Genomic DNA, 22,118 nt, shown 5'->3' on the forward strand with positions numbered 1-22,118 from the left:
CATCATGTCGATCATCGAGGAGCTGGGAGCGCAGGTCCGGGCCACCTCCGACGAGCTGCCCGTGGCACTGGTGCTGACGACGTTGGAACGACTCGGGCAGGCCTCGGAGCGGTTGCGCTGGGTACGGCAGGAGTCGGCCGACCCGATGGGCGTACCGGAACTCGCCGCCGCCATCGAGCACGCCGAGACCGCCGGGCACGCCCTGCGGGTCGCCCAGGACCAGTTGGCCAGCTACCTGGCCGCCATCGGGCTGGGACAGGATGGCGCGCCCGGGCCGGCAGTCGAACGGCGACCGGGAACGGATGGCCCACCGGCCGGTGAGGTGGGCGAGGCGCCCGACGGTCGGGGGTCCCGGACGATACGCCGCTGGTGGGCGGTTCGGGTGGCCGAGCTGACCGGTGGCCGGGAGAGCCCCGGCACCGAGCCGAACCAGCGGGTCACCGACGCCGGGGAGTTGCTGCGCCGGGTCGCCACCGAGGTGCGCTCCGGCGATCGGGGACGCCTACACGCCGAGTTGCGCGACGTGGACGCCAACGTCGGGCTCAACCTGGCCGCCGTCGCCCCACCGTTGCTGCGGGACCTGGCCGCCGAGCTACTCGGCCATCCGCCGCACGCCAAGGACCTGCCAAAGCTGCGCGACGAGGTACGCGGCGGCGTGCAGGACCTGTTGCCGGGCCTTCCCCCGGCGGTGCTCGACACAGTGCTCACCCGGGTCTGCCGGATGCCACCACCAAAGAACGCGCCGGACCAGAACGACCAACCGCACCCCGCCGACCCGGCGGTCGCCGCCGGCGTGCTCACCGGTCTGCTGATGCGCCGACTCGGCCGTAGCGAAGAGACCCTCACCGCAGCGACTCAGGAGACCCGTGGCTGACGTACGAACTCAGCTCGTGGTCCGAACCCGGGGCATGCTCTCGCAAGCCCTCGGCGCGACCCGGGCCCGGCTGGCGGCAGCCCGGTCGGATCTGGACACCGCCCGGGACCGGCTGGCCCGTACCCGGGCGGCAGCCCACCGTCTGCCCCAGCGGGTCGGCGCGGAACGGGACCGCCGGCTCGTCGAGATCGACGAGCAGTACGCCGCGCAGATCACCGCGCTGGCCCGGCAGACCTCCGAGGCGGCCGGCGAGCAAGCCCCCGGGGCCGCGAGCGCCGCCTGGTCGGACTGGAAGCCCACTCCGGCGGTACGTGGCGAGCCTGCCGGCTGGCTCCGGCTCGGTGCGGTACGCCTACCCGATGCCGACCCGGTGCCGGCGCTGATACCTCTCCTGGACCACGGCCATGTCCACGTCAGCGGGGCCGACCGGACCGGCTGCGACACGGTCGTGGCCACCCTGCTGCTGCGGGCCCTGGGCCGGGCCGCACCCGGTGCGCTCCGGCTGATCGGCTACGACCCGGAGCACCTCGGCGGCGGGCTGGCCGGGTTCGCCCCGTTGTCCACCGCCGGACTGCTGACCTTCGTCGGACCGGGCGGCCTGGCCCACCTGCTCGACGACCTCACCGACCAGATCCGGCGAATCAACGAGACGGTGCTCGCCGGGGAGTACACCTCCCTGCGGGAACTGGCCGCCGCCACCGGCCGGCGGCCCGAGCCGTGGCGGGTGGCGGTGCTACTCGGCGGCGACGAACCGTCCCGACACGAACGGAGCCAGCTCAACCGAGTGATCCGTACCGGTGCGGCCTGTGGGGTGCACCTCGTGGTACGGGGCATCGACCTGCCCGACGAGCCCACCGTCGAACGGGTGATGGTGGGGCCGAAGGTGACCACCTTCAGCGGGGCGACCAGTCTTCCGGTACGCCTCGACCCGCCGCCCCCGGCCCATCTGGTCACCGAGACCTGCCGGCAGGTCGCCACGGAGGTGGCCGCCGGACCGCCCCCGGCTCCCTTCACCGACCTGCTGCCGCCCGACGACAAGCTGTGGCAGGAGGATTCGTCGACCGCACTGGTGGCCCCGATCGGGGACGGTCCGCAGGGCCGACCGGTGCTGCTGACCCTGGGTGACTATCCACCGCACGCCCTGATCGGCGGCCCGTCGGGCACCGGCAAGACGAACCTGATCTTCGCCTGGATCGGTGCGCTGGCCGCCCGCTACTCCCCCCACGAGCTGGAGTTCTATCTGCTCGACTTCAAGGAGGGGGTGTCCTTCGCCCGGTTCGCGCAGGGCCGGCGGGACCCGAGCTGGCTGCCGCACATGCGGCTGGTCGGGATCAACGTCAACACCGACCGGGAGTTCGGGCTGGCTCTGCTGCGCTTCCTCGCCGAGGAGCTGCGCCGACGGGCCGACGCCGCCAAGCGGCACGAGGTCACCAAACTGTCCGAGCTGCGGGCGGTGGACCCGGAGGGACGCTGGCCGCGCATCGTCGCCGTGGTGGACGAGTTCCAGATGCTGCTCGCCGGCCGGGACGCCATGGCCCGGGAGGCGGCCGACCTGCTGGAGGACCTGGCCCGCCGGGGCCGATCCCAGGGCATCCACCTGGTGCTGGCCTCACAGGACGTACGCGGCATCGAGGCGCTCTGGGGCCGCCCGGCGCTGGTTGCCCAGTTCACCCTGCGGATCGCGCTGCCCAAGGCGCTGCGGATCCTGGCCGAACGCAACGACGCCGCCCAGTCCCTGCCCCGGCACCATGCCGTGGTCAACGCCGAGTCCGGCATGGTCGAGGGCAACCAGGTCGCCCGGATCCCGTCGGCCAGCGACTGGGGCACCTGGAGCGAGTTGCAGCACCGGCTGTGGCGGATGCGCCCGCCCGACGCGGCGCCGGCCCGGCTCTTCGACGGTGACGCGATCCCCCGGTTGGCCGACGCACCCGACTTCGCCGCGCTGCGTCCGTTGGACGCGGCCGGATCGGGGCAGGTCGGGGCGACCCGGGCGGCGGGCTCGGCCCGCGGCCCGGTGGCCCTGCTTGGCGAGATCATCGACGTGCAGGCCCGGTCGGCGGGGCTGCGGCTCCCCCGCGCCCCCGGCCGTAACCTGGCTGTCCTGGGCACCCGAGTGGACGAGGCGTGTGCCGTGCTCGACGCCGCCGCCCGATCCCTGGCCCGCCAGCACCGGCCGGGCACCGCGCGCTTCTCCATCGCCTGCCTCGACCCGGACGCCGACAGCTCGGCCCGGTCGCTGTACGAGGCGCTGGACGCCGACGCCGCCTGGTACGACGAGGAGACGATCGCCGAGTTGATGGCCGAGACGGCCGACGGGCTGGAGCACGCCGCAGCCCTCGGGCAGCCGCACTACCTGCTGCTCTACGCGGTCGACGCGGCGACCGGCCGACTCTCCGCCCGGGTGGGGCAGCGCACCGGACTGGACCACCTGCGGCACGTCCTGCACAACGGCCCGGAGCGGCGCACCCACGTACTGGCCTGGTGGCGGGGCGTGGCCCGAATGCGATCGGATCTGGGCGGTCCGGCGTCCCGTACCGACCAGATCGGCGCCTGGGTGGCGCTGGACGTACAGGGTGGGGAGTTGACCTCGTCGCTCTATCCGGGCAACGGCGGGCCGGACTGGTATCCCCGGCCGTGGCGGGGTCTCTTCTTCGACCGGGCGGTGCACCGCACCGGGCAGACCATCATCCCCTATGGACCATCGTCGTGACCGGGTCGTACGCCGAGCTGGTCCGCCAGCTCGCCGAGGTGGCCGCGCACGCCGAGGCACAACGCGCCGAGGCGGAAACCTGGTACGAACGCCAGTGCGCCGGTGCCGAGCGGGCGCTGCGCACGGCCCAGGAGGCGGTTCGGCAGGCCGAGGCGGAGGTGGCTGCGGCGACCGAGGAGGTCGAGGTGACCGACGCCGAGGCGGCCCATCTCTGGCAGGTGCTCGGTGGCCGGCTGGGCTTTGGCACCCGCCGGTTGGGCAGCCGGCCGGGTCCCGCCCCGGGGGCGACCACCGATCCCGCCACCCTGTTGGACGGGGTCCGGCAGCTACTGGACCGGGCCAGGCAGCCCGACGAGCTGCCGAGTTCGACGCATCCGCTGCTGGTCCTCTTCGGTGTCCTGGGGGCGGCGGCCGCATACGCCCTGGGGCTGGCCGCGCGTCTGGTCGGCGACCGGTACGGCGGGGATCTGGCCGTTGGGATGCCGGTGTTGGCCCTGGTGGTGACGTTGCTCGGCCCACTTGTCGGGTTGGCACCGGCGAAGCTGCTCGCCGACCGGCGGCATGCCGTACTCGGTCCTCGCCCGGTGGCGGTGGTACTGATCGCCGGGCTGGTGGGCACCGGCCTGCTTTTCGCCCTACTGCGCTGACCGGCAGGCAAGGGCCGGCGCTCAGGCGGGTACCGCCACTGCTTCTCGCAGCAGGCGGCGGGCCAACACCAGCCGGTCGGCGTCATCGTCGAGACCGGGCAGATCACCGACCCGGATCGGACCGGTGGTGAGCAACGCCCGCAGCGCCGCCTCGCACTGCCCCGGAAAGTCGATCGTCCGGTCGAACAACCGGAGGCTCACCCGGTCGGTACCGGTGGGCGTGAGCCGCCAGCGCAGTCCGGGCCGATGGGTCAACCGGCTGGCCACGTCCACGGCGGCGATCGCCGCTGCCTGGGCCAGCGGCCGGATCGGTGCCGGCCGGGAAGCCCGCCAGGCCCGGTCCCGCAACCGGTCGGCGACGACCGCGGGATCGACGCCGACCAACCAGTCGCGTAGGGCGGTCACGGTCTCGGTCAGCTCTGGCTCCACCTGGTCGGCATCGGCCACGTCCAGCCCGTACGGCAGCGAGGCGCGCAGCCGAGCGTCCTCAGCGGCCAGGCTGAGCAGGGTCTCCACCAGCGTGAATCGGGTCAGGGCCCGCACGCCCACGGTCAGGTGCAGGGAGCGTTCCTCCTGCGCCTGGGCGCTGTGCAGCCAGCCTCGGGGCAGGTAGAGGACGTCACCGGGGGCGAGCACCACGTCCAGCGCGGGCGGGCCGTCGGCGACGGCGGCAACCTCGTCGGCACGCCCACCCCAGGGCTGGCGTTCCAACGGGTCGGTCAGCACCGGCTCGTGTATCCGCCAGTGTTTGCGCCCGTCCACCTGGAGTACGAACACGTCGTGCGTGTCGTAGTGGGTAGCGAAGCCCTGGTTACCGGCCGGGGTGAGATAGGCGTTGACCTGAAGCGGCTGACCGAGTTCGACACCGAGTTGCCGGGCGAAGTCGATCAGCGGTGGCCAGATGCGATGCAGCCCCTGTAGGACCAGCGTGGCTCCCCCGGCGTACAGTTCCAGCACCCGCTCGTCGAGCACCTGGTCACTGATCTCCGCCCCGGCTCCGCCGCTACCGGTATAGCGCTCGGGCGGGACCAGCTCACCGTCCTTGGCGACCCGGAGAAACGGGATGCGCAGACCACGCCGGCTGAGCACCTCGTCGGCGTCGGCGGGGCTGAGTAGGTCGGTGAACCCGACCGGGTTGGCCAGTTCGCTGGCCCGGGACAGCAGTGGGGCCTGCCCCCAGTAGGCAGCGGCGAACTTGGCCGGTTCGACGGCCACACATCGGGTGAGCGCCGACGGCACGGTCGACTCGGAAACGACGGCGGACGCCGGGCGGCCAGCACCGCCCGGCGCGTACGAGATCATTCGGAGTTCCGCTCGGTCATCGGGCCGGGCCGTCGGCGCCACCGTCACGCTTGCCCGGGGTCGCACCCCCGTCGGCCGGGCCTTCGTCAGCCAGATCAGCGGGGCCGTCCGCGCCACCGTCGCGTTTACCCGGGACTCCCCCACCATCGGCCGGGCCCTGGTCGGCGGGGCCGTCCGCGCCACCGTCGCGCTTGCCCGGGGTCGCCCCGCCGTCCGCCGGACCCTCGTCGGGCAGTACGCCGCCAGTGGTGATGTCGTCGTCGTCCAGTCTCATCGGTGCTCCCTCGGGTCCAGCGCCCTCGAGTCATCTGTCGAGTGCGTCGTGCACCCGCAGGTACCCGGTACCCGAACGGCTCTAACCCGGCAATTGGGTTCCGATCCCCCCGATACGCGCAACCGCTCGCCGAGCGTCTTGTCCGGTTCCGGAGCTGGAATGCTGCGTTGGGGGGGATGACGGATTTTGCGTACTCTGGAATGATCTCCGAAGCACCATCAATCGATGACTGCGAAATTCGGGGAGGATGAATGTTTGCAGCCACGGCTGCGAAATGGCGCAGGACCGCCCTGTCCACCGCCACGGCGGGTCTGCTGGCGATCGGCCTGGGCAGCGCTGCTCCGGCGCTCGCCGCACCGGCACCAGCGACTCAATCCAATGCCCGGGACTGCTCGTTGAGCACCTCGGCCAACCAGCCCTACACCGACGAATGGGCCAGTTGCCTCAGCGTGGGCGCGACTCTGGACCAGGCACCCACGCTCGGGGCGACCGCGAACCTGACGGTCACCGTTGCGGCGGACGCCGTACTGCCGGCGACCGAGATCCGGCTCGAACTGCCGGCCCAACTGGAGTGGGCCCAGGTGCCCGCCGGGTTGACCGTCAGCAAGTCGACCGCTACCGAACCGGAGCGGGCCGGCGAACTGTCGGTCGCCTCGACCACCCGCCAGCTGAAGGCCGGGGAGAAACTGACCTTCACCGGCCAGGTACGGGCGGTCAAGGCGGGCCAGGCACAGATCGAAGCCCGGGCCACCGCAACCGAGCCCGGTCGGCGGCACGCGGGTAAGGACACCGTCTTTCTCACCATCGCCGCGCCCGGCCGGGTGTCGACCTTCGGCCAGACCACCACAAACGGGGTGGCGGGTACCACCGCGACGCCGACCGCAACGCGTTCGGGTCTGCCGGCCGGACTACGTCCGGCCAGTCCCGGTCCGGCGGACCCGGTGATGACCACCGCCGCCTGCGACACCTGGGTCACCGGTAACTGGACCTACGCCGATCAGACCGGCGCGTGGCACAACGCGATGAACCTCACCGTCGAGGTGGTGAACGCCGCCGATGGACAGCGGCTGGCCGCCGCGGTCAGCAACGCCAACGGTGACTACAACTTCTGCTTCGATGCGCAGGCCGCCACCGACCCGAACAACGGTCTGGCCATCTACGTCCGGGTGCTCACCTCGAACTCGCTGTGGCGGGTACAGCGCACCGGCAGCCCCCTGGCCTTCCAGTCGGAGACCTTCACCAACGTCGCCCCGGGCAGCACGATCAACCTGGGCTCGCGCACCTCGGACGACGCCACGCTACAACGCGGCCTGCACGCCTTCGCCCGGGCCAACCAGACCTGGTTGTTCATCCCGAAGCCCACGAACAACTGTTTCGACCAGAACGACACCACGTGTCGTCGGCTCACCATCAACTGGGCCCCGGACTCCACCAGCGGCAACTACTACTCGCTGGCCAACAACGAGGTCCATCTGAACGCGGACGCGCCGAACTCACCGACCACGGTGATCCACGAAATCGGTCACGCGTTGATGGACGACATCTACAACGACGCGTACCCGGCGTTCCCGAACTGCTCGCCGCACTACGTACAGCGGACCAGCTCCACCGGCTGTGCCTGGACCGAGGGCTGGGCCGAGTGGTTCCCGGCCACTGTGCTGAACGATCCGTTCTACCGCTGGCCCAGCGGCGCGTACCTCGACCTGGAGAACACCACCTGGGGCACCAGCGGCTGGGACAACGGCGACGCCGTCGAGGGCCGGGTGGCCGCGGCGATGATCGACATCACCGACTCCACCAACGAGGGCTCCTGGGACCGGTACGGCGAAGGCTTCGACAACCTGTGGCACACCTTCACCCACCACGTCTCCAACACGTTCGCCGAGTTCTGGACACACCGGACAGCCGATGGGTTCGACGTGTCCCCCACCGGCGCGTTGGGGGCGCTCTACCAGAGCACCATCGACTACGGGTTCCAGGACCCGTTGGGCAACTACGCACCGAAGCTGCTGCCGTCGCCGACGCCGCACAACTTCGGCTACCAGACGACGTCCGCCTACTGGTCCGTGGTGGCGATCCGGGCCGGGGTCAACCACGACCTGGAGCTGTACGACGACCAGGCCCAGACCACCCGGCTGGCCACCAGCGCGGTGACCAGTGGGGTGGACTTCATCGCCGTCGACTCGAAGTGGCGGGCACTGGGTGGCTATCACCCCCGGGTGAAGGCGTCGGGAGACGCCGGCTGGTACCGGATCGAGCTGGCCCAGGGGTCAGCGAGTCTTCCGGTCGGGACGAGCAGCGTCACCATGACGGGCGACAGCATCGTCGCGGTACGTGATCTCACCCTGACCGCCGGGCAGAAGGTGACCGTCAAGATCACCGGAAGCACCACCCAGAACCCGGAGCTGTACCTGGTCAGCAGTACCGAGACCACCGCCAGCACCTGGGTCCGGACCCGGGCTCAGGCGGTGGCCTCGGCCAACTCCGCCGGCACCGGCGCGAGCGAGACCCTGACCTACACCGCCTCGGCGGCGGGTCACTTCGGTCTGGTCATCGTCAACTGGAGCGGTACGGGCACCTACCAGGTGACCCGCAGCTGACTGGTCGGGGGTGGCGGCGGAACCCTCTGTCGTCACCCCCGGCGAGTAGCCTCGGCCCGTGACGAAACAGGTCGAGGGTGAGTCGTTCCGCGACGAGGACTGGTACGCCGAGGAACTGGCCGATGTCCACTACCGCAGGTGCGAGTTCCACCACGTCGATCTGACCGAGGCGTCGAGCCGGGGCGCGATCTTCGAGGAGTGCACCTTCGGCAACATACGCTTCAACGCCTCCCGGCACACCGACTCGGCGTTTCTGCGCTGCACGTTCCAGCGGTGCAACCTCTTCGAGGCCGAGTTCACCGGTTGCAAGATGACCGGCAGTGTGTTCCGTCAGTCGACGCTGCGACCGCTGCGGGTGATCGGCGGTGACTGGTCGTTCGTGGGGCTGCCCGGTGCGGACCTGCGCGGAATCACCGTGCAGGGGGTACGGATGCGCGAGGTCGATCTCACCGGCGCGAACTGTGTGGACGCGGTCCTCGCCGAGGTGGACCTCTCCGGCGCGCAGTTGCACAGCGCCAAACTCGTCCGATGCGATCTGCGCGGTAGTGATCTGTCTGCGCTCGATCCGACCTCCGTCGAGCTGACCGATGCGGTCATCACGGCCGCGCAGGCCGTCGTGATCGCACAGGCGCTCGGTCTACAGGTCCGTTGACCGGTTACCGGCCCATCCGCCGCTAGGGGTCCGCGGAACCAGGCCCGACTCCGCCGCCAGTCATCCGGCGGCAGGAAACAGGGCACGCATCCGATCGATCTCCACGTTCTGCTCAGCGGCGACGGCGGTGGCGATCTCCCCGACGGTGACATCAACCCCTACTCGGAGCAGATTGATGGCCATTTCGATCGCCCCCCGGTGGTGGTCGATCATCATGGTCACGAACATCCGGTCGAACTCGGCCCCGGTGGTGGCGGCGAGCCGGCGCATCGCCTCCGGGCTCTGCATGCCCCGCATGGTGCCGTGGTCGTGACCCGCCTCGTCCGAGGGAAGACCCCGCGCCACCAACCAGGCTCGCATCTGGAGGATCTCCGGTGCCTGGCTGGCCCGGATCCGGTCGGCAAGGGTACGCACCCGAGGGTCTCCCGCGCGGTCGGGGGCCAGCGTGGCCATCCGCAGCGCCTGGGTGTGATGCGGAATCATCATCCGAACGAACCAGGTGTCCATCGTGTTGTATCGCGAACCCGTCGTCGAGGAGACCGCATCCGCAGGCTGGACGGTGGCTGGCTCTCCAGGCCGACCCGGCACGATGACCGACTCGGCGGACCGCTCGCCACGGTCGTCGACGGGTGCGGTGGCAGCCGGGGTGCCCGCACGTGGTGGACCTTCGCGTGCCGGACTCTCGCGTGCCGGATCGGGGCGGGATCCGGTGCCGACCCCGCCCACCAGCAGCAGCACGGCCAACGCGGAGACGCCGATGGTCCGTCGATGGATCCGATCCATGGCACGCCCCTTCGATCGGGGATCGCCGGGATCATAACGAATAGACGAAGACCAGCAATGTGACCCGAGTCACATCGATGGATATCAGTAGAGAGTAAGGTGTCAGCCAGTCAGAAACCCCTTTCGAAGGGTGGCCGCCGGATGACCGGACTCAGCCCGCCGCAACCACGGCGCCTCAAGACCGTCGCGCTGGCCGCGACCGTACTCGTCCTCTTGGGTTTCGCCACCGCACCACCCAGCAGCGCACGGCCCCCGGCGCCCGAGTGCGGTCCGCCGTCGGTCAGCGTCGAACTGCCCGAGCTGTGCCTTACCGAGCAGCAGCTCACCACGATGGACGATGCCGACGTCGACCTCGGCATCGACGAGATCTCCAGCAGCGACAACATCCGGCAGATCGCCAACATCCCGAAGCAGGCGCCCTTCAACTCCGAGGCCGCCCTCGGTACCGACATCGCCTTCCAGGGGCGCTACGCCTTCGTTGGCAACTACGACGGGTTCGTCATCTACGACATCAAGAACCCGCGCGCACCGAGAATCGTCTCCCAGGTGCTCTGCCCCGGCTCGCAGAACGACATCTCGATCTACGGCAACCTGCTGTTCCTGTCGACGGACGCGTCCCGCAGTGACGACTCCTGTAACAGCGTCGCCCAGTCGCCCACGATCGAGTCCTCCTGGGAGGGCATGCGGATCTTCGACGTCACCGACAAGGCCAACCCCCGGTACGTCAAGGCCGTCGAAACGTCGTGCGGCTCGCACACGCACACCCTGGCCCCGGCCAAGGACCGCCGTTCCGTCTACATCTACGTGTCGTCGTACTCCCCCGCGGCGTCGTTCCCGGACTGCCAGCCGCCCCATGACTCAATCTCGATCATCAAGGTGCCGCTGTCCCAACCCACCTCCGCGGCCGTGGTGGCCACCCCGAACCTCTTTCCGGACGGCGGGAACCCGGGCCGCAACGGCAGCGCCACCACCAGCGGCTGCCACGACATCACGGTCTTTCCCCGGGAAGACCTTGCCGCCGCCGCCTGCATGGGTGACGGCGTACTGATGGACATCAGTAACCGGGCCGCTCCCCGGGTCATCAATCGGGTCCGTGACACGACGAACTTCGCCTTCTGGCACTCGGCAACGTTCAACAACGCCGGCACCAAGGTCGTCTTCACCGACGAGCTGGGCGGCGGCAGTGGCCCCACCTGCAACGAAATGGTCGGTCCCCACCGGGGGGCCAACGCCATCTACGACATCACCGGCCGGGGCGACAACCGGCAACTCGTCTTCCAGAGCTACTACAAGATTTCCCGAACCAACACCAAGTTCGAGAACTGCGTTGCGCACAACGGCTCACTGATCCCGGTACTCGGCCGCGACATCATGGTCCAGGCCTGGTATCAGGGCGGAATCTCCGTCTGGGACTTCACCGACTCGGCGCATCCGGTCGAGATCGCCTTCTGGGAACGGGGCCCGCTCTCCGACACCCGACTGATCGTTGGTGGGGCATGGTCCACCTACTACTACAACGGTCACATCTACTCCAGCGACATCCAGAAGGGACTGGACGTCCTGGAAATCACCGACTGGCGCACTTGGACCGCGAAGTTCGTGCACACCAGGGAACTCAACGTGCAGACCCAACCCGGCTACTGGGATGCACGCTAGCGCTCCGACCTGCGAAGTAGTGGTAAAGCCTGCGCGGCGGGCCCGACCCCTCACCAGGGGTCGGGCCCGCGTCGTCGTCTCCAGCCCAGTTGCCGAATCCCGGACCGTCCGCCGAGCGGATCACCGACAACGCATTTGGCATGATGCAGTAACCTTCCGTGTCGCCCGACGGGGTCCACATTGTACCGGCATCAGCCAGGAGACTTATCTGACACCGCGCTCACGGCGCGCACCACGGCGGCGACGGACAGCGCTTCTTCCTGCTAGATCCACCGGCCAGATCGCCACGACGTACACCTTTCGGGCGAGATTTGTCGCCAGAACGTGGGAAATCCTTTGCACTTTGATCTAGCTTTGGTCGGCCGATGGTGGCATGCTCGCCGAGGATCGTTACCCCGAGCGCCCATTCTGCTACGGAACTCATCGCAGGAATCCGTCGCGCGACCCCTCCGCGACGGCGGACGCGGACTGGACAAGAAGGAGTCACGCAGCGGTGTCCGATGCCCAGGTGAAGCCCCTTACCACAAAGGCCGGTGTCCCCCGGTCCCTGCCCCTGTATCGCGCACTTCCGAGTCTGGTCCGCGACCCGATGAAGGCCCTTGTGGACTACGGGAACCAGTCCGGCGGCGACATTGTGCGAGTCAACATCGGCTCGTTTCGACCACACCTGGTAACCCACCCCCGACATGTGCAGCGCATTCTGCGGGACAATGCCGCGAACTACACCCGGTCTGGCGACGGCCTGTTCTGGCGACCGGTCAAGCGACTGTTCGGCGAAGGAATCCTCGGCGAGGGACAGATCTGGGAAGCCAGCCGTCGAATGCTGCAACCCCTGTTCACCGCGAAACGCGTCGAGGCTCTGGTCGACCGAATGACCGAAGTGATCGACGAGGCAGTCAACGAGCTCGACGAGCCTTCTCGCACCGGTGCTCCGGTCGACATCAACACCGAGCTGTCCCGAATCGTGACCTGCGCCATCATGCGGGTGCTCTTCGCCGACCGGATCTCGATTCCGGACGCGATGCGAGTGGTGGACGCCCAGGACACGATCGCCACCGCCGTACTGCCCCGGATCCTGGTACCGTTCGCCCCGCTGTCGATGCCCATGCCTGGCGATCGCGCGTTCAAAGAAGCTGTGAAGATCGTCGACGAGGTGTTGCTGCCGGTCGTCCAGGAGGCTCGCCGCAACCCTGGCGACGGCGATGACGTCATCTCCACCCTGTGTCGGGCCCGTACCGCCGACGGCCGTGCATTGGACGAGCGTCAGGTACGCAACGACACCGTCGCCATGTTCGCTGCCACCACCGAGACCACCATCAACCTGTTGACCTGGTTGTGGCCGCACCTGGACGCGCGGCCGGACGTCGCCGACCGGCTCTACGCGGAGATCGATCAGGTGGTCGGGACGGATCGCGTCCGGCGCTCACACCTGCCGGAGTTGCGTTACACGAAGATGGTCCTCGACGAGTTGCTCCGGCTCTACCCAGTGGGCTGGATGATCCCGCGGATGGCGGTGGCGGACGACGTCATCGACGGCGTACGCATCAAGGCCGGCTCGACGATCGTCCTGAGCCCGTTCATCACCCAACGGATGGAGGCGTTCTGGGAGCAGCCGGAGGTCTTCGATCCAGACCGGTTCTCCCCCGAGCAGGTCAAGAACCGGCACCGCTGGGCCCATTTTCCCTTTGGCGGCGGACCGCACCAATGCCTGGGCATGTACCTGTTCTATCTGGAGGCACAACTCATCGTGGCCACGATGCTGACCCGCTACCGGTTCCAGCTGCGCAATCGAACCTTCCCCGCACCCCGGGTGGCCGCTGCGCTACGTGCCCAGGAGCGGGTCTCGCTGACCCTGCGCCCCGCCGAGCGCCCGCTCGCCGCATGAGCGGCAACCTACCGCTGGTGAACGAGCGAGACGAACTGGCTGTAGCGGCCGAACAGGGACAGATCTGTGCCCTGGCCGCCACCGGGCAGCGCGACCTCCAGAAGTGCGCCGAGCGTCATCCGGAGCTGTTCTCAGGCAATCCATTCGATCCGGCCCTGTTCGGCACGGTGGCATTGGCCATGGCCTTCAGTGCGCCCTGGTGCACCCCGGGACAGCTGCGGGTGGCCACTCGCGCCGTACTGTGGGGATTCGCCGCCGACTGGCAGATCGACTACCTGGCGAAATCCGCCGACGAGGTCGATGACCTCGTGGCAGATTGCCTGTCGGTCGCGGACGGCGCGACCGACATCGCCCATCCGCTCGGCCGGTTCCTGGCCGACATCCGAGACGAGCTGACCGCCGCGCCAGGCTTCGGGGAACTCCGTCCGGTGTGGCGTGAGGAGCTACACCGGATGCTGGCGGGGATGGCCCGCGAGTGGCGGTGGCGAACGGCGAAGTCGGATGACGATCTGACAGAGCCACTACCCTCCTTCGCCGAATACCTGGCCAACGCCGACAACCTCGGTGCCTCCTTCGTCAACGTCTCGCACTGGGTAAACACCGGAACGCCGGCGACCGCCCGGCACCTGGTCGAGCTGACCGGGGCGAGTGCCGAGGCACAACGGGCACTTCGTCTGATCAACGACCTGGCCACGTACGAGCGGGATGTCAACTGGGGCGACTTGAACGCCCTGATGCTGGTCGACCGGGCCGAGGTGACCCGTGAGATCACTCGATACGTCGACCGGTGCCGGGAACTGCTTTCTCCGCTCGCCGACGAATGTCCGCGCGAGTCCGCCTTTCTGACCCGGCAGCTTGGCTTCGCGAGCGGTTTCTACCAGGTGACCGACTTCTGGGGCAGCCTGTGAGCACCGACAACCTGATCGCCGAATGGGCACCACCTACCGAGGCCGAGCTTGTGACGGCGGCCGGTGAACTGGTCACCGGACTGGTCGACGAACCCTGGGGACAGGCCTCCCCCTCCGTCTACGAGACCGGGCGGCTGATTGCCCTCGCCCCGTGGCTGACCGGGCACGCCGGACGGGTGCGCTACCTGATGGAGACTCAGCGCCCGGACGGCGGATGGGGTCAGCCGGACGGCTATGGGTTGGTGCCGACGTTGAGCGCCACCGAGGCGCTGTTCGTGACCCTACGGCAGGGGGCCGATCCAGGTCCAAACCGGGCAGACCTGGTGTCGGTCGTCGACCGTGGCCTTCGCGCGTTGGTCCGCTGGCTGGCCGATCCAGCGCTGTCGGTGCCTGACACCCCGGCGGCCGACCTCATCGTGCCGGACCTGGTGAACCTGCTCAACACGCACCTCAACGAACTCCACGACACACCCATCGTCGGCCTGGATCCGGCCTGGGCAGGGGTCCGGCTGGGCCTGCCGGCACGGATGGATTCCGCCCGGCTGACCCGGGTCCGACAGGGGATCGCCGTGGGGGCCCAAATCCCGGAGAAACTGCTTCATGCCCTGGAGACCGTGGGCGAGGCGGCTCGGGGGGCACCCGGCGTCACACCGGTACCACCCGGTACCGTCGGCGCCTCGCCGGCGGCCACCGCCGCCTGGCTCGGCGGGCCGGAGGCGACCGGCCCGGCCCGGTCCTATCTGGATATGATCGCCAGCCAACAGGGCGGCCCGGTGCCATGTGCCACCCCGATCACCGTCTTCGAACGAGGCTGGGTACTCAGCACGTTGGCCCGAGCCAGAGTGCCAGTCACTCCACCGGCGGATCTCGTCCGGAGCCTGCGTGCCGCACTCCGATCGGACGGGGCACCGGCAGGTCCCGGACTTCCCGCTGACGCGGACACCAGCTCAGTCGCTTTGTACGCCCTCGCGCAACTGGGGCAGCCGATCGCTCCGGACTGCCTCTGGTCATTCGACACCGGAGCACACTTCTGCACCTGGCCGGGTGAGGACGGCTATTCCATCACCACCAACGCGCACGTCCTGGACGTGCTTGGGCACCACCTGGTCACCGGGCCGACGGCGCCGGAACGCTATCGAGCGACGGTGGAGCGACTCGCCAACTGGCTGTGCGTACGACAACGCCCCGATGGTGCCTGGGCCGACCGATGGCACGCCTCGCCCTACTACGCGACGGTCTGCTGTGTACTCGCACTGCAGCAGCACGGGCGGGGAGGCGCCGTGTCGGCAGCCATCAGCCGCGCCGTCGACTGGGTGCTGGGATCGCAACGCGCCGACGGCTCCTGGGGACGGTGGACCGGCACCGCCGAGGAGACCGCGTACGCGCTGCAGGTACTGGCGACGGCTGGGCGGCCGGGCCTGTCCGGACTCGATGCCGCGCTGACCCGCGGGCGGGCGTACCTACTGTCCCCCGCCGACGGCACTCCACTGTGGCTAGAATCCAACGGCACTCCATTGTGGCATGACAAAGATCTCTACCTGCCCGCAGCGATCGTGCGTTCGGCCGTCCTCGCGGCACTGGTACTGACCGCGCGAAGACTGGAGTCACCCAGGTGAGACCGATGTGGCCGAGGTGGGCAGCTCACCAAGAATACGGATATACATAGACGAAATAATTGATGTCGGCATTCAGGCAAACTTGAGGCACTCCTCGGACGCTGCTAGCGTGCCCCATTGATCGCGGGAACCGACGAAGGGCCAACGAGGAACACAACTTCGTTGGCCCCGAGACGGCCGCCGTAGACAACTCGCTTCCACGGTCTGGGACGGTGTGATGGGTTCTCGCAGTACGAATCTCCGTACCAAGGTCGTCGCCCTGTTGGTCTCATTGGCCGCGCTGTGGGCCTTCGCAGCCTGGGTGACCCTCCGCGATGGCCTCAACCTTCTCTGGGTGCAGACCTTGGACAGCAGGGTCTTCGATCCGAACGACCGGCTGTTGCTTGCGCTACAGCACGAGCGCCGGCTTTCCGTCGCCTATTTGGCGCGACCCAGCGAACAGCAGCGGGCCCCACTGGCGGCCGAGCGTCAGAAATCCGAGGACCTGGCCTCCGCATTCCGTCGATCGGTGGAAAGCCGACAGATCGAGTTCGCGGCGAGCAGTGATCTCAAGCAACGACTCGACGAACTGACCCTCGGGCTGGACGGGCTGGCCCAGACCCGCGAGGCGATCAATGCCCAGGACATCGATCCGGCATCCGCATCGGACGCCTATACCCGGGTCATCGACTCGATCTTCCGTGTCTTCGACTCCATGGCGAAGCTCGACGACCATGAGATCGCCAAGGACACGACCGCGCTCATCGAGCTGAATCGCGCGCGGGAGCTGGTGTCCCAGGAGGATGCGCTGGTCACCGGCATTATCGCGGCAGGGCGGATAACGGCGACGGAGCACGCACGGTTCGCACAACTCGTCGGTGCCCAACGCTTCGTCGCCAATGAAACCGTCCTGGAGCTACCTACTGCCGAGCGCGAGCGGTACGACCAACTGGTCGCCAGCCAGACGTTCACGCAGCTTCGAGCCCTGGAAGACCGAATCATCCAGTCGATCCGACCCGGCTCCCGGGTGTCGATCGACATTGCCCAGTGGCGCGCAGCGGTGGAACCCTCCCTCGCCGACATGCGCGACATCGTCGTGACCGGTGGTGAACACATCGTCGATCGGGCCGTGCCGATCGCGATCTGGGTGGTGCTCCGGGTGGTACTCGCGGCCGGACTGGGACTGGCTGCGGTCATCGCCTCGATCGTTGTCTCGGTGACCACGGCGCGGGCCCTGGTGGCCCAACTGCAACGGCTACGGGACGCGGCTCACCGGCTCGCCGACGAGCGACTGCCCGACGTGGTCGCCCGTCTCGGCCGGGGTGAGAACGTGGACGTGGCGACCGAGGCACCACCCCTGGCCTTCGGCACCGACGAAATCGGCCAGGTGGGCCAGGCGTTCAACGCGGTTCAGGAGACCGCGATCCGTACCGCCGTCCAACAGGCCGAGCTGCGTCGCAGCGTGCGCGATGTCTTCCTCAGCCTCGCCCGGCGTACCCAGGCGCTCGTCCACCGACAGCTCACCCTGCTCGACGCGATGGAACGCCGGGAGACCGAGGCCGAGGAGCTGGAGGACCTGTTCCGGGTCGACCACCTGGCCACCCGGATGCGCCGCAACGCGGAAAACCTGATCGTGCTCTCCGGCGCGACGCCGGGACGGGCCTGGCGACGCAACGTACCCATGATCGATGTCGTTCGCGGCGCGGTGGCCGAGGTGGAGGACTACACCCGCGTCTCGGTGCTGCCGCTCGGCTCGGTCGGGTTGGCTGGCCGCGCCGTCGGTGACGTCATCCACCTGCTGGCGGAACTGATCGAGAACGCGTTGTCCTTCTCTCCACCACACACCATGGTCGAAATCCGGGGCCAGATGGTAGCCAACGGCTACGCGATCGAGATCGAGGACCGCGGCCTCGGCATGAGCGAGGAGGATCTCGCCGCCGCCAACGAGCAGATCCTCAGCCGTCAGGAGTTCAATCTGGCCAACGCCGCCCGGCTCGGACTGTTCGTGGTGAGTCGGCTGACCGAACGGCACGGAATCCACGCACTGTTGAAGGAATCGCCCTACGGTGGGACAACCGCCGTGGTGCTGATTCCCTCGACTCTGGTCACGGGTGAACCAGGCAGCACCGAGGCCACCGACCCGGCACTGCCGATAGGGGCCGCAGCCAGCGCCACCAAAGCCACCGCCACCACCGCCAGCGCCACCAGCGCCACCAGCGCCACCAGCGCCACCGATGAGCAGCCCACGGCACGGATCCCTGGAGCGAGCCTGGCGGTGAACCCACCGGCCCCGGCGCTGCCCACCCGGACCCGGGCCGCAGCGACCGGTGCTGCTACCACGACCGGTGCTGCTCCGGCGGAGGCTCCGACGGCGCCGACTACCGAGCCGGAGACCACGCAGACGCCGTCCGGTCTACCGCTGCGGGTACGTCAGGCCAATATCGCCACTCCCCTCCGCCAACAACCCCAAGCAGTGTCGGAGGATCCGGCACCGGACGCCGAGGTGCCCCGCCCGCCCGAGAAGATCCGCCAGATGATGAGTTCCTATCAGTCGGGCACCCTCCGAGGCCGGTCGGCAGCGGCCCGGCTGGTGAACGAGGACGACGACGTCCCAGCCGTTCCGGACGCGGGGGACAGCCCCGCTGCCGGGGACCGACCGGTCACCTGATCGACCGACGAGATCGGTACCGCGACCTTCGCCCGGAAGAAAGAGGACAACGAGTGGTGCTGAAAACAGCCACGAGCGACCTGACCTGGCTACTGGACGACCTGGTCGGCCGGGTCAAGCAGACCGAGAACGCCATCGTCCTGTCGGTCGACGGGCTTCTCGTAGCTTCCTCGCAAGGAATGGCGCGCGACGATGCCGAGCACCTGGCCGCGATGGCGGCGGGCATTCAGAGTCTTGCCCGGGGCGCCGGCAAGCGATTCGGTGGCGGCCCGGTACAACAGACCATCATCGAAATGAAGTCCTCGTTCCTCTTCGTCACCGCCGCCGGTCACGGTGCCTGCCTGGCCGTACTGGCCAACGACGAGGCCGATGTGGGACTCATCGCCTACGAGATGGCCATGCTGGTCACTCGGGCCGGCAAATTCCTTGGTTCGCCAGCCCGAACCACCGACCAGCCGACTGACGAGAAGTAACCGGGGCTGCCATGAGCGTCCCGGGGAAATCCACCGAAGACCAGTGGATTGACGATCATGCCGGTCCGGTCGTACGGCCGTACGCGATGACCCGTGGCCGAACCAAGCCGGCCAGCGGAAGCTTCGACCTGATCTCATTGGTGGTCGCCACCCGGTCGGCACCGTCGCACGAGGTCGGCCTGGGACCGGAGCACCTCGCCATTGTCGGCCTCTGTCAACGGGCCCTGTCCGTCGCCGAGGTCGCGGCGCACCTGAACCTGCCGTTGGGCACCGTCCGGGTATTCCTCGGTGACCTACTCGAACGGCACCTCGTTCAGCTATGCAACCCCCGGCCGACGGCCACACTTCCCGACGACAGCGTATTCGAGGCAGTTATCAATGGACTACGAGCACTCTGACGGTCGGGCCAGCGCTCCTGCCGTCCCCACCGCCATCAAGATCCTCATTGCCGGTGGCTTCGGCGTCGGTAAGACCACCATGGTCACCACGCTCAGTGAGACCCAGCCGCTGCGGACCGAGGAGCTCCTCTCCGAACAGGGTGTCGGCATCGACGACCTGTCCGGCGTGGAAAGTAAGAGCACCACCACGGTCGCGATGGACTTCGGCCGGATCACCATCGGGGACGACCTGGTGCTCTATCTGTTCGGCACTCCCGGTCAGGACCGGTTCTGGTTCGTCTGGGACGAGTTGGCGCTTGGCGCGTTGGGTGCGGTCGTCCTCGCCGACACCCGTCGACTGGCTGACTGCTTCCCGTCCATCGACTACTTCGAACAGCATGGCACCCCGTTCATCGTCGCGGTGAACTGCTTCGACGGGGCTCGGGAGTACGGGCTCGACGAGGTCCGGCTCGCCCTCAACCTGGAGCCGGAAGTGCCCGTGCTGCTGTGCGACGCCCGGCAGCGCCAGTCCAGCAAGGACGTCCTGATCACGCTCCTCGAACACGCGATGAAGCTCCGGGCGCGGGCACACCAGTCCCCGCAAGGGGCCGGTACTCCCTAGGTGAAGTCGGGCGGGCGAACGTACGAAAATTTCAGCGGACCAGTCATCTGCAACGGCATCGCCGACAGCGGATGACCATGCGCTTTCGTCGTTCGCCGGTCACCTAGACTTCCGGCATGTCCGGGTACGAATTGGGAATCGACTATGGGTCGACGAACACAGTCGCGGTACTACGTTGGCCGGACGGGCGTTGCCGGCCATTGCTCTTCGACGGATCGCCCCTGCTGCCGTCGGCGGTGTTCCTACAGCCGGATGGTGCGTTGATCCCGGGACGGGACGCGATGCACAGCGCCCGGCTGGACCCCACACGGTTCGAGCCGAACCCCAAACGGTGTATCGATGACGGAACCCTGTTGTTGGGTGACCGGCAGGTGGCGACGGTCAACGTGGTCGCGGCCACCCTGCGGCGGGTGGTCGAGGAGGCCACCCGTGCCTGCGGAACGCTTCCCGCCACCATAGCCATGACCTACCCGGCCGGTTGGGGTGCGGCCCGCCGCAATGTCCTGGTGGAGGCGGCAGTCAGCGCCGGTCTCCCCACCCCGAAGCTGGTGTCCGAGCCGGTCGCCGCGGCCGGTTACTTCACCGCTGTGCTCGGCCACGCCGTCCGCCCCGGTCACCTGTTGGTCGTCTACGACCTTGGCGGTGGCACCTTGGACCTGGCGGTGGTACGGCGTACCGGAGACGGCTTCGAGGTGCGCGAAGTCGACGGGCTGACCGACTTCGGCGGCTTGGACCTCGACGCGCTGGTGGTCGCGCGCGTCGCCGCCGCCATTCAACCTGCTGACTCCGCCGCCTGGCAGCGGCTGACCGCGCCAGCTGATCCCACCGGCCAGCGACACTTCCGCACGCTGTGGGACGACGCCCGTACCGCCAAGGAGATGCTGTCGCGACAATCGAACGCCCGGCTGTACGTGCCGCTGGTCGACCGCGAGGTGTCGCTGGGACGGGAGGAGTTCGAGGACGCGGCCCGCCCGCACCTTGACCGTGCGGCCATGTTGACGGCGCAGGTGATGCGCCGGGCTGGCGTCAGCACCGAGAACCTGGCCGGGGTCTTCCTGGTGGGCGGCGCATCCCGGGTGCCGCTCGTCGCCACCACCTTGCACCGCGCGACCGGACTGGCGCCTACGGTGCTGGAACAACCCGAAATCGTGGTGGCTGAAGGTGCCCTGCACGCGCTCCACCGGCCACCGTCGGTGGCGGCCCCGCCCGCCGTGGTTCCGCCTAGGCGAGCGGCGATGCCGCCGGCTCCCGTGGTCACCGGACCGGCTCCGATGGCCATGCATACCGCATCACCGCTATCGAGTCCGCCAGCACCCGCCATGCCACCAGCGCGTCCACCAGGGGCGGTATGGCCGGCCGGACAGAAGCAGTCAGGGTCCCTGCCCCGCCCGATATGGGCCGTCTTCTCGGTGCTGGTCCTGCTGGTACCGCTGATGTGCAGCATCACCATTGAGATCGGCGTAGCAGCGCTGCTCGTCTGCACAGTGGCCAGCGCCTTTCTAACCAGACAGGCGGTGGCCTGGCACCCCGGACCGGCAGCGTTCGGGCTCTCCCGGCCCCGGCGGGGCGCGGATGTCATCGGGACGATAGTGACCGCGCTTGGCAGCGCCGCGCTGCCCATCGTTCTCCTACTCGTGTCCATCACGATGATCACCATCAACAATTACGTACCTGCCGCGCTCATCGTCGCTGGCGTCGGCCTCCTGGTCATTCCCGGCGGTCTCGCCCTGCTCTGGTGGGGACGCTGTCCGTATCCACGTCTGGTGGTCAACGCCTACGGCATCACGTACCAGCCTGATCGGCGGAACCGTCACGAACTGCCGTGGGCGAGCCTCGCCCGGGTCGACGTGGTGTCGCCCCGACCGGGTCTACCACCGGCGCTGGTCGCCGTACCGGCAGCCGCCTCGCAGGTGACACACAACCCGGCATTCGCGCAGCTGTGGCGTGCGGACATCAACGCTCTGGTCATCGCCGACCTGCCGCAGTTGACCCGGGATGTCGGCGGTGACGCACCACGACTGGTGGCAGCCCTCGCCCACCACCGGGCTACGGCTCCCCGTTACCCGGCCGGGGTGAACCGGTCGTAGCCGCA

At 68.7% G+C, this 22,118-nt stretch carries 17 protein-coding genes; 14 read left to right on the forward strand and 3 right to left on the reverse strand.

What is annotated here, in order from left to right:
• The first annotated feature begins 4 nt into the window (after positions 1-4).
• From ACWDV4_RS13465 to ACWDV4_RS13475, 3 genes are read left to right on the forward strand one after another with little or no spacing between them, the layout of a single operon-like run.
• Complete coding sequence (locus tag ACWDV4_RS13465; RefSeq protein WP_449977916.1) at positions 5-874, forward strand: hypothetical protein; 870 nt, start codon at positions 5-7, stop codon at positions 872-874.
• The gene (locus ACWDV4_RS13470) at positions 867-3,584 is read left to right on the forward strand and encodes an FtsK/SpoIIIE domain-containing protein (RefSeq protein ID WP_449977918.1); all 2,718 of its coding nucleotides are present in this window, start codon (positions 867-869) and stop codon (positions 3,582-3,584) included. The genes ACWDV4_RS13465 and ACWDV4_RS13470 overlap by 8 nt, the downstream gene beginning before the upstream one ends.
• The gene (locus tag ACWDV4_RS13475) at positions 3,575-4,231 is read left to right on the forward strand and encodes a hypothetical protein (RefSeq protein WP_449978215.1); all 657 of its coding nucleotides are present in this window, start codon (positions 3,575-3,577) and stop codon (positions 4,229-4,231) included. The genes ACWDV4_RS13470 and ACWDV4_RS13475 overlap by 10 nt, the downstream gene beginning before the upstream one ends.
• Positions 4,232-4,252: 21 nt before the next feature.
• Here ACWDV4_RS13475 and ACWDV4_RS13480 read toward each other — a convergent pair whose 3' ends face one another.
• Positions 4,253-5,533 carry a cupin domain-containing protein gene (locus tag ACWDV4_RS13480; protein WP_449977919.1) on the reverse strand — a complete coding sequence of 427 codons (1,281 nt, stop codon included), beginning with the start codon at positions 5,531-5,533 and terminating at the stop codon, positions 4,253-4,255.
• A 16-nt stretch (positions 5,534-5,549) separates the two neighbouring features.
• On the reverse strand, positions 5,550-5,807 hold the full coding sequence (locus ACWDV4_RS13485; protein WP_449977922.1) for a hypothetical protein: 258 nt from the start codon (positions 5,805-5,807) through the stop codon (positions 5,550-5,552).
• A 251-nt stretch (positions 5,808-6,058) separates the two neighbouring features.
• On the opposite strand from ACWDV4_RS13485, the gene ACWDV4_RS13490 reads away from it, so the two are divergent.
• The gene (locus ACWDV4_RS13490; RefSeq protein ID WP_449977924.1) at positions 6,059-8,407 is read left to right on the forward strand and encodes a hypothetical protein; all 2,349 of its coding nucleotides are present in this window, start codon (positions 6,059-6,061) and stop codon (positions 8,405-8,407) included.
• 58 nt (positions 8,408-8,465) lie between these two features.
• A complete protein-coding gene (locus ACWDV4_RS13495; protein ID WP_449977926.1) occupies positions 8,466-9,059 on the forward strand; it encodes a pentapeptide repeat-containing protein in 594 nt (197 codons plus the stop codon).
• A 60-nt stretch (positions 9,060-9,119) separates the two neighbouring features.
• Here ACWDV4_RS13495 and ACWDV4_RS13500 read toward each other — a convergent pair whose 3' ends face one another.
• Positions 9,120-9,842: a DUF305 domain-containing protein gene (locus ACWDV4_RS13500; RefSeq protein WP_449977928.1), complete on the reverse strand. Its 723-nt coding sequence runs from the start codon at positions 9,840-9,842 to the stop codon at positions 9,120-9,122.
• Between the two features lie 141 nt (positions 9,843-9,983).
• On the opposite strand from ACWDV4_RS13500, the gene ACWDV4_RS13505 reads away from it, so the two are divergent.
• The 9 genes from ACWDV4_RS13505 (at position 9,984) to ACWDV4_RS13545 (ending at position 22,113) form a co-directional block, all read left to right on the forward strand.
• Positions 9,984-11,498, forward strand: coding sequence for an LVIVD repeat-containing protein (locus tag ACWDV4_RS13505; protein WP_449977930.1), 1,515 nt, complete (start codon positions 9,984-9,986; stop codon positions 11,496-11,498).
• Positions 11,499-12,045: 547 nt separating this feature from the next.
• Complete coding sequence (locus ACWDV4_RS13510) at positions 12,046-13,383, forward strand: cytochrome P450 (protein WP_449978217.1); 1,338 nt, start codon at positions 12,046-12,048, stop codon at positions 13,381-13,383.
• Positions 13,380-14,291, forward strand: a complete 912-nt coding sequence (locus ACWDV4_RS13515) for a terpene synthase family protein (RefSeq protein WP_449977933.1) — start codon at positions 13,380-13,382, stop codon at positions 14,289-14,291. The genes ACWDV4_RS13510 and ACWDV4_RS13515 overlap by 4 nt, the downstream gene beginning before the upstream one ends.
• Entirely contained in the window at positions 14,288-15,907 is a 1,620-nt protein-coding gene (locus tag ACWDV4_RS13520) for a prenyltransferase (protein WP_449977936.1), read from the forward strand. Before ACWDV4_RS13515 ends, ACWDV4_RS13520 begins: the two co-directional genes overlap by 4 nt.
• Before the next feature lie 217 nt (positions 15,908-16,124).
• On the forward strand, positions 16,125-18,554 hold the full coding sequence (locus tag ACWDV4_RS13525; RefSeq protein WP_449977938.1) for a nitrate- and nitrite sensing domain-containing protein: 2,430 nt from the start codon (positions 16,125-16,127) through the stop codon (positions 18,552-18,554).
• A 53-nt stretch (positions 18,555-18,607) separates the two neighbouring features.
• Complete coding sequence (locus ACWDV4_RS13530; protein WP_449977940.1) at positions 18,608-19,027, forward strand: roadblock/LC7 domain-containing protein; 420 nt, start codon at positions 18,608-18,610, stop codon at positions 19,025-19,027.
• 11 nt (positions 19,028-19,038) lie between these two features.
• Entirely contained in the window at positions 19,039-19,425 is a 387-nt protein-coding gene (locus ACWDV4_RS13535) for a DUF742 domain-containing protein (protein ID WP_449977942.1), read from the forward strand.
• Positions 19,406-20,026, forward strand: coding sequence for a GTP-binding protein (locus ACWDV4_RS13540; RefSeq protein ID WP_449977945.1), 621 nt, complete (start codon positions 19,406-19,408; stop codon positions 20,024-20,026). The genes ACWDV4_RS13535 and ACWDV4_RS13540 overlap by 20 nt, the downstream gene beginning before the upstream one ends.
• 116 nt (positions 20,027-20,142) lie before the next feature.
• On the forward strand, positions 20,143-22,113 hold the full coding sequence (locus ACWDV4_RS13545) for an Hsp70 family protein (protein ID WP_449977948.1): 1,971 nt from the start codon (positions 20,143-20,145) through the stop codon (positions 22,111-22,113).
• The last annotated feature ends 5 nt before the right edge of the window (positions 22,114-22,118 follow it).

This window comes from Micromonospora sp. NPDC003197 (genome assembly GCF_053590565.1).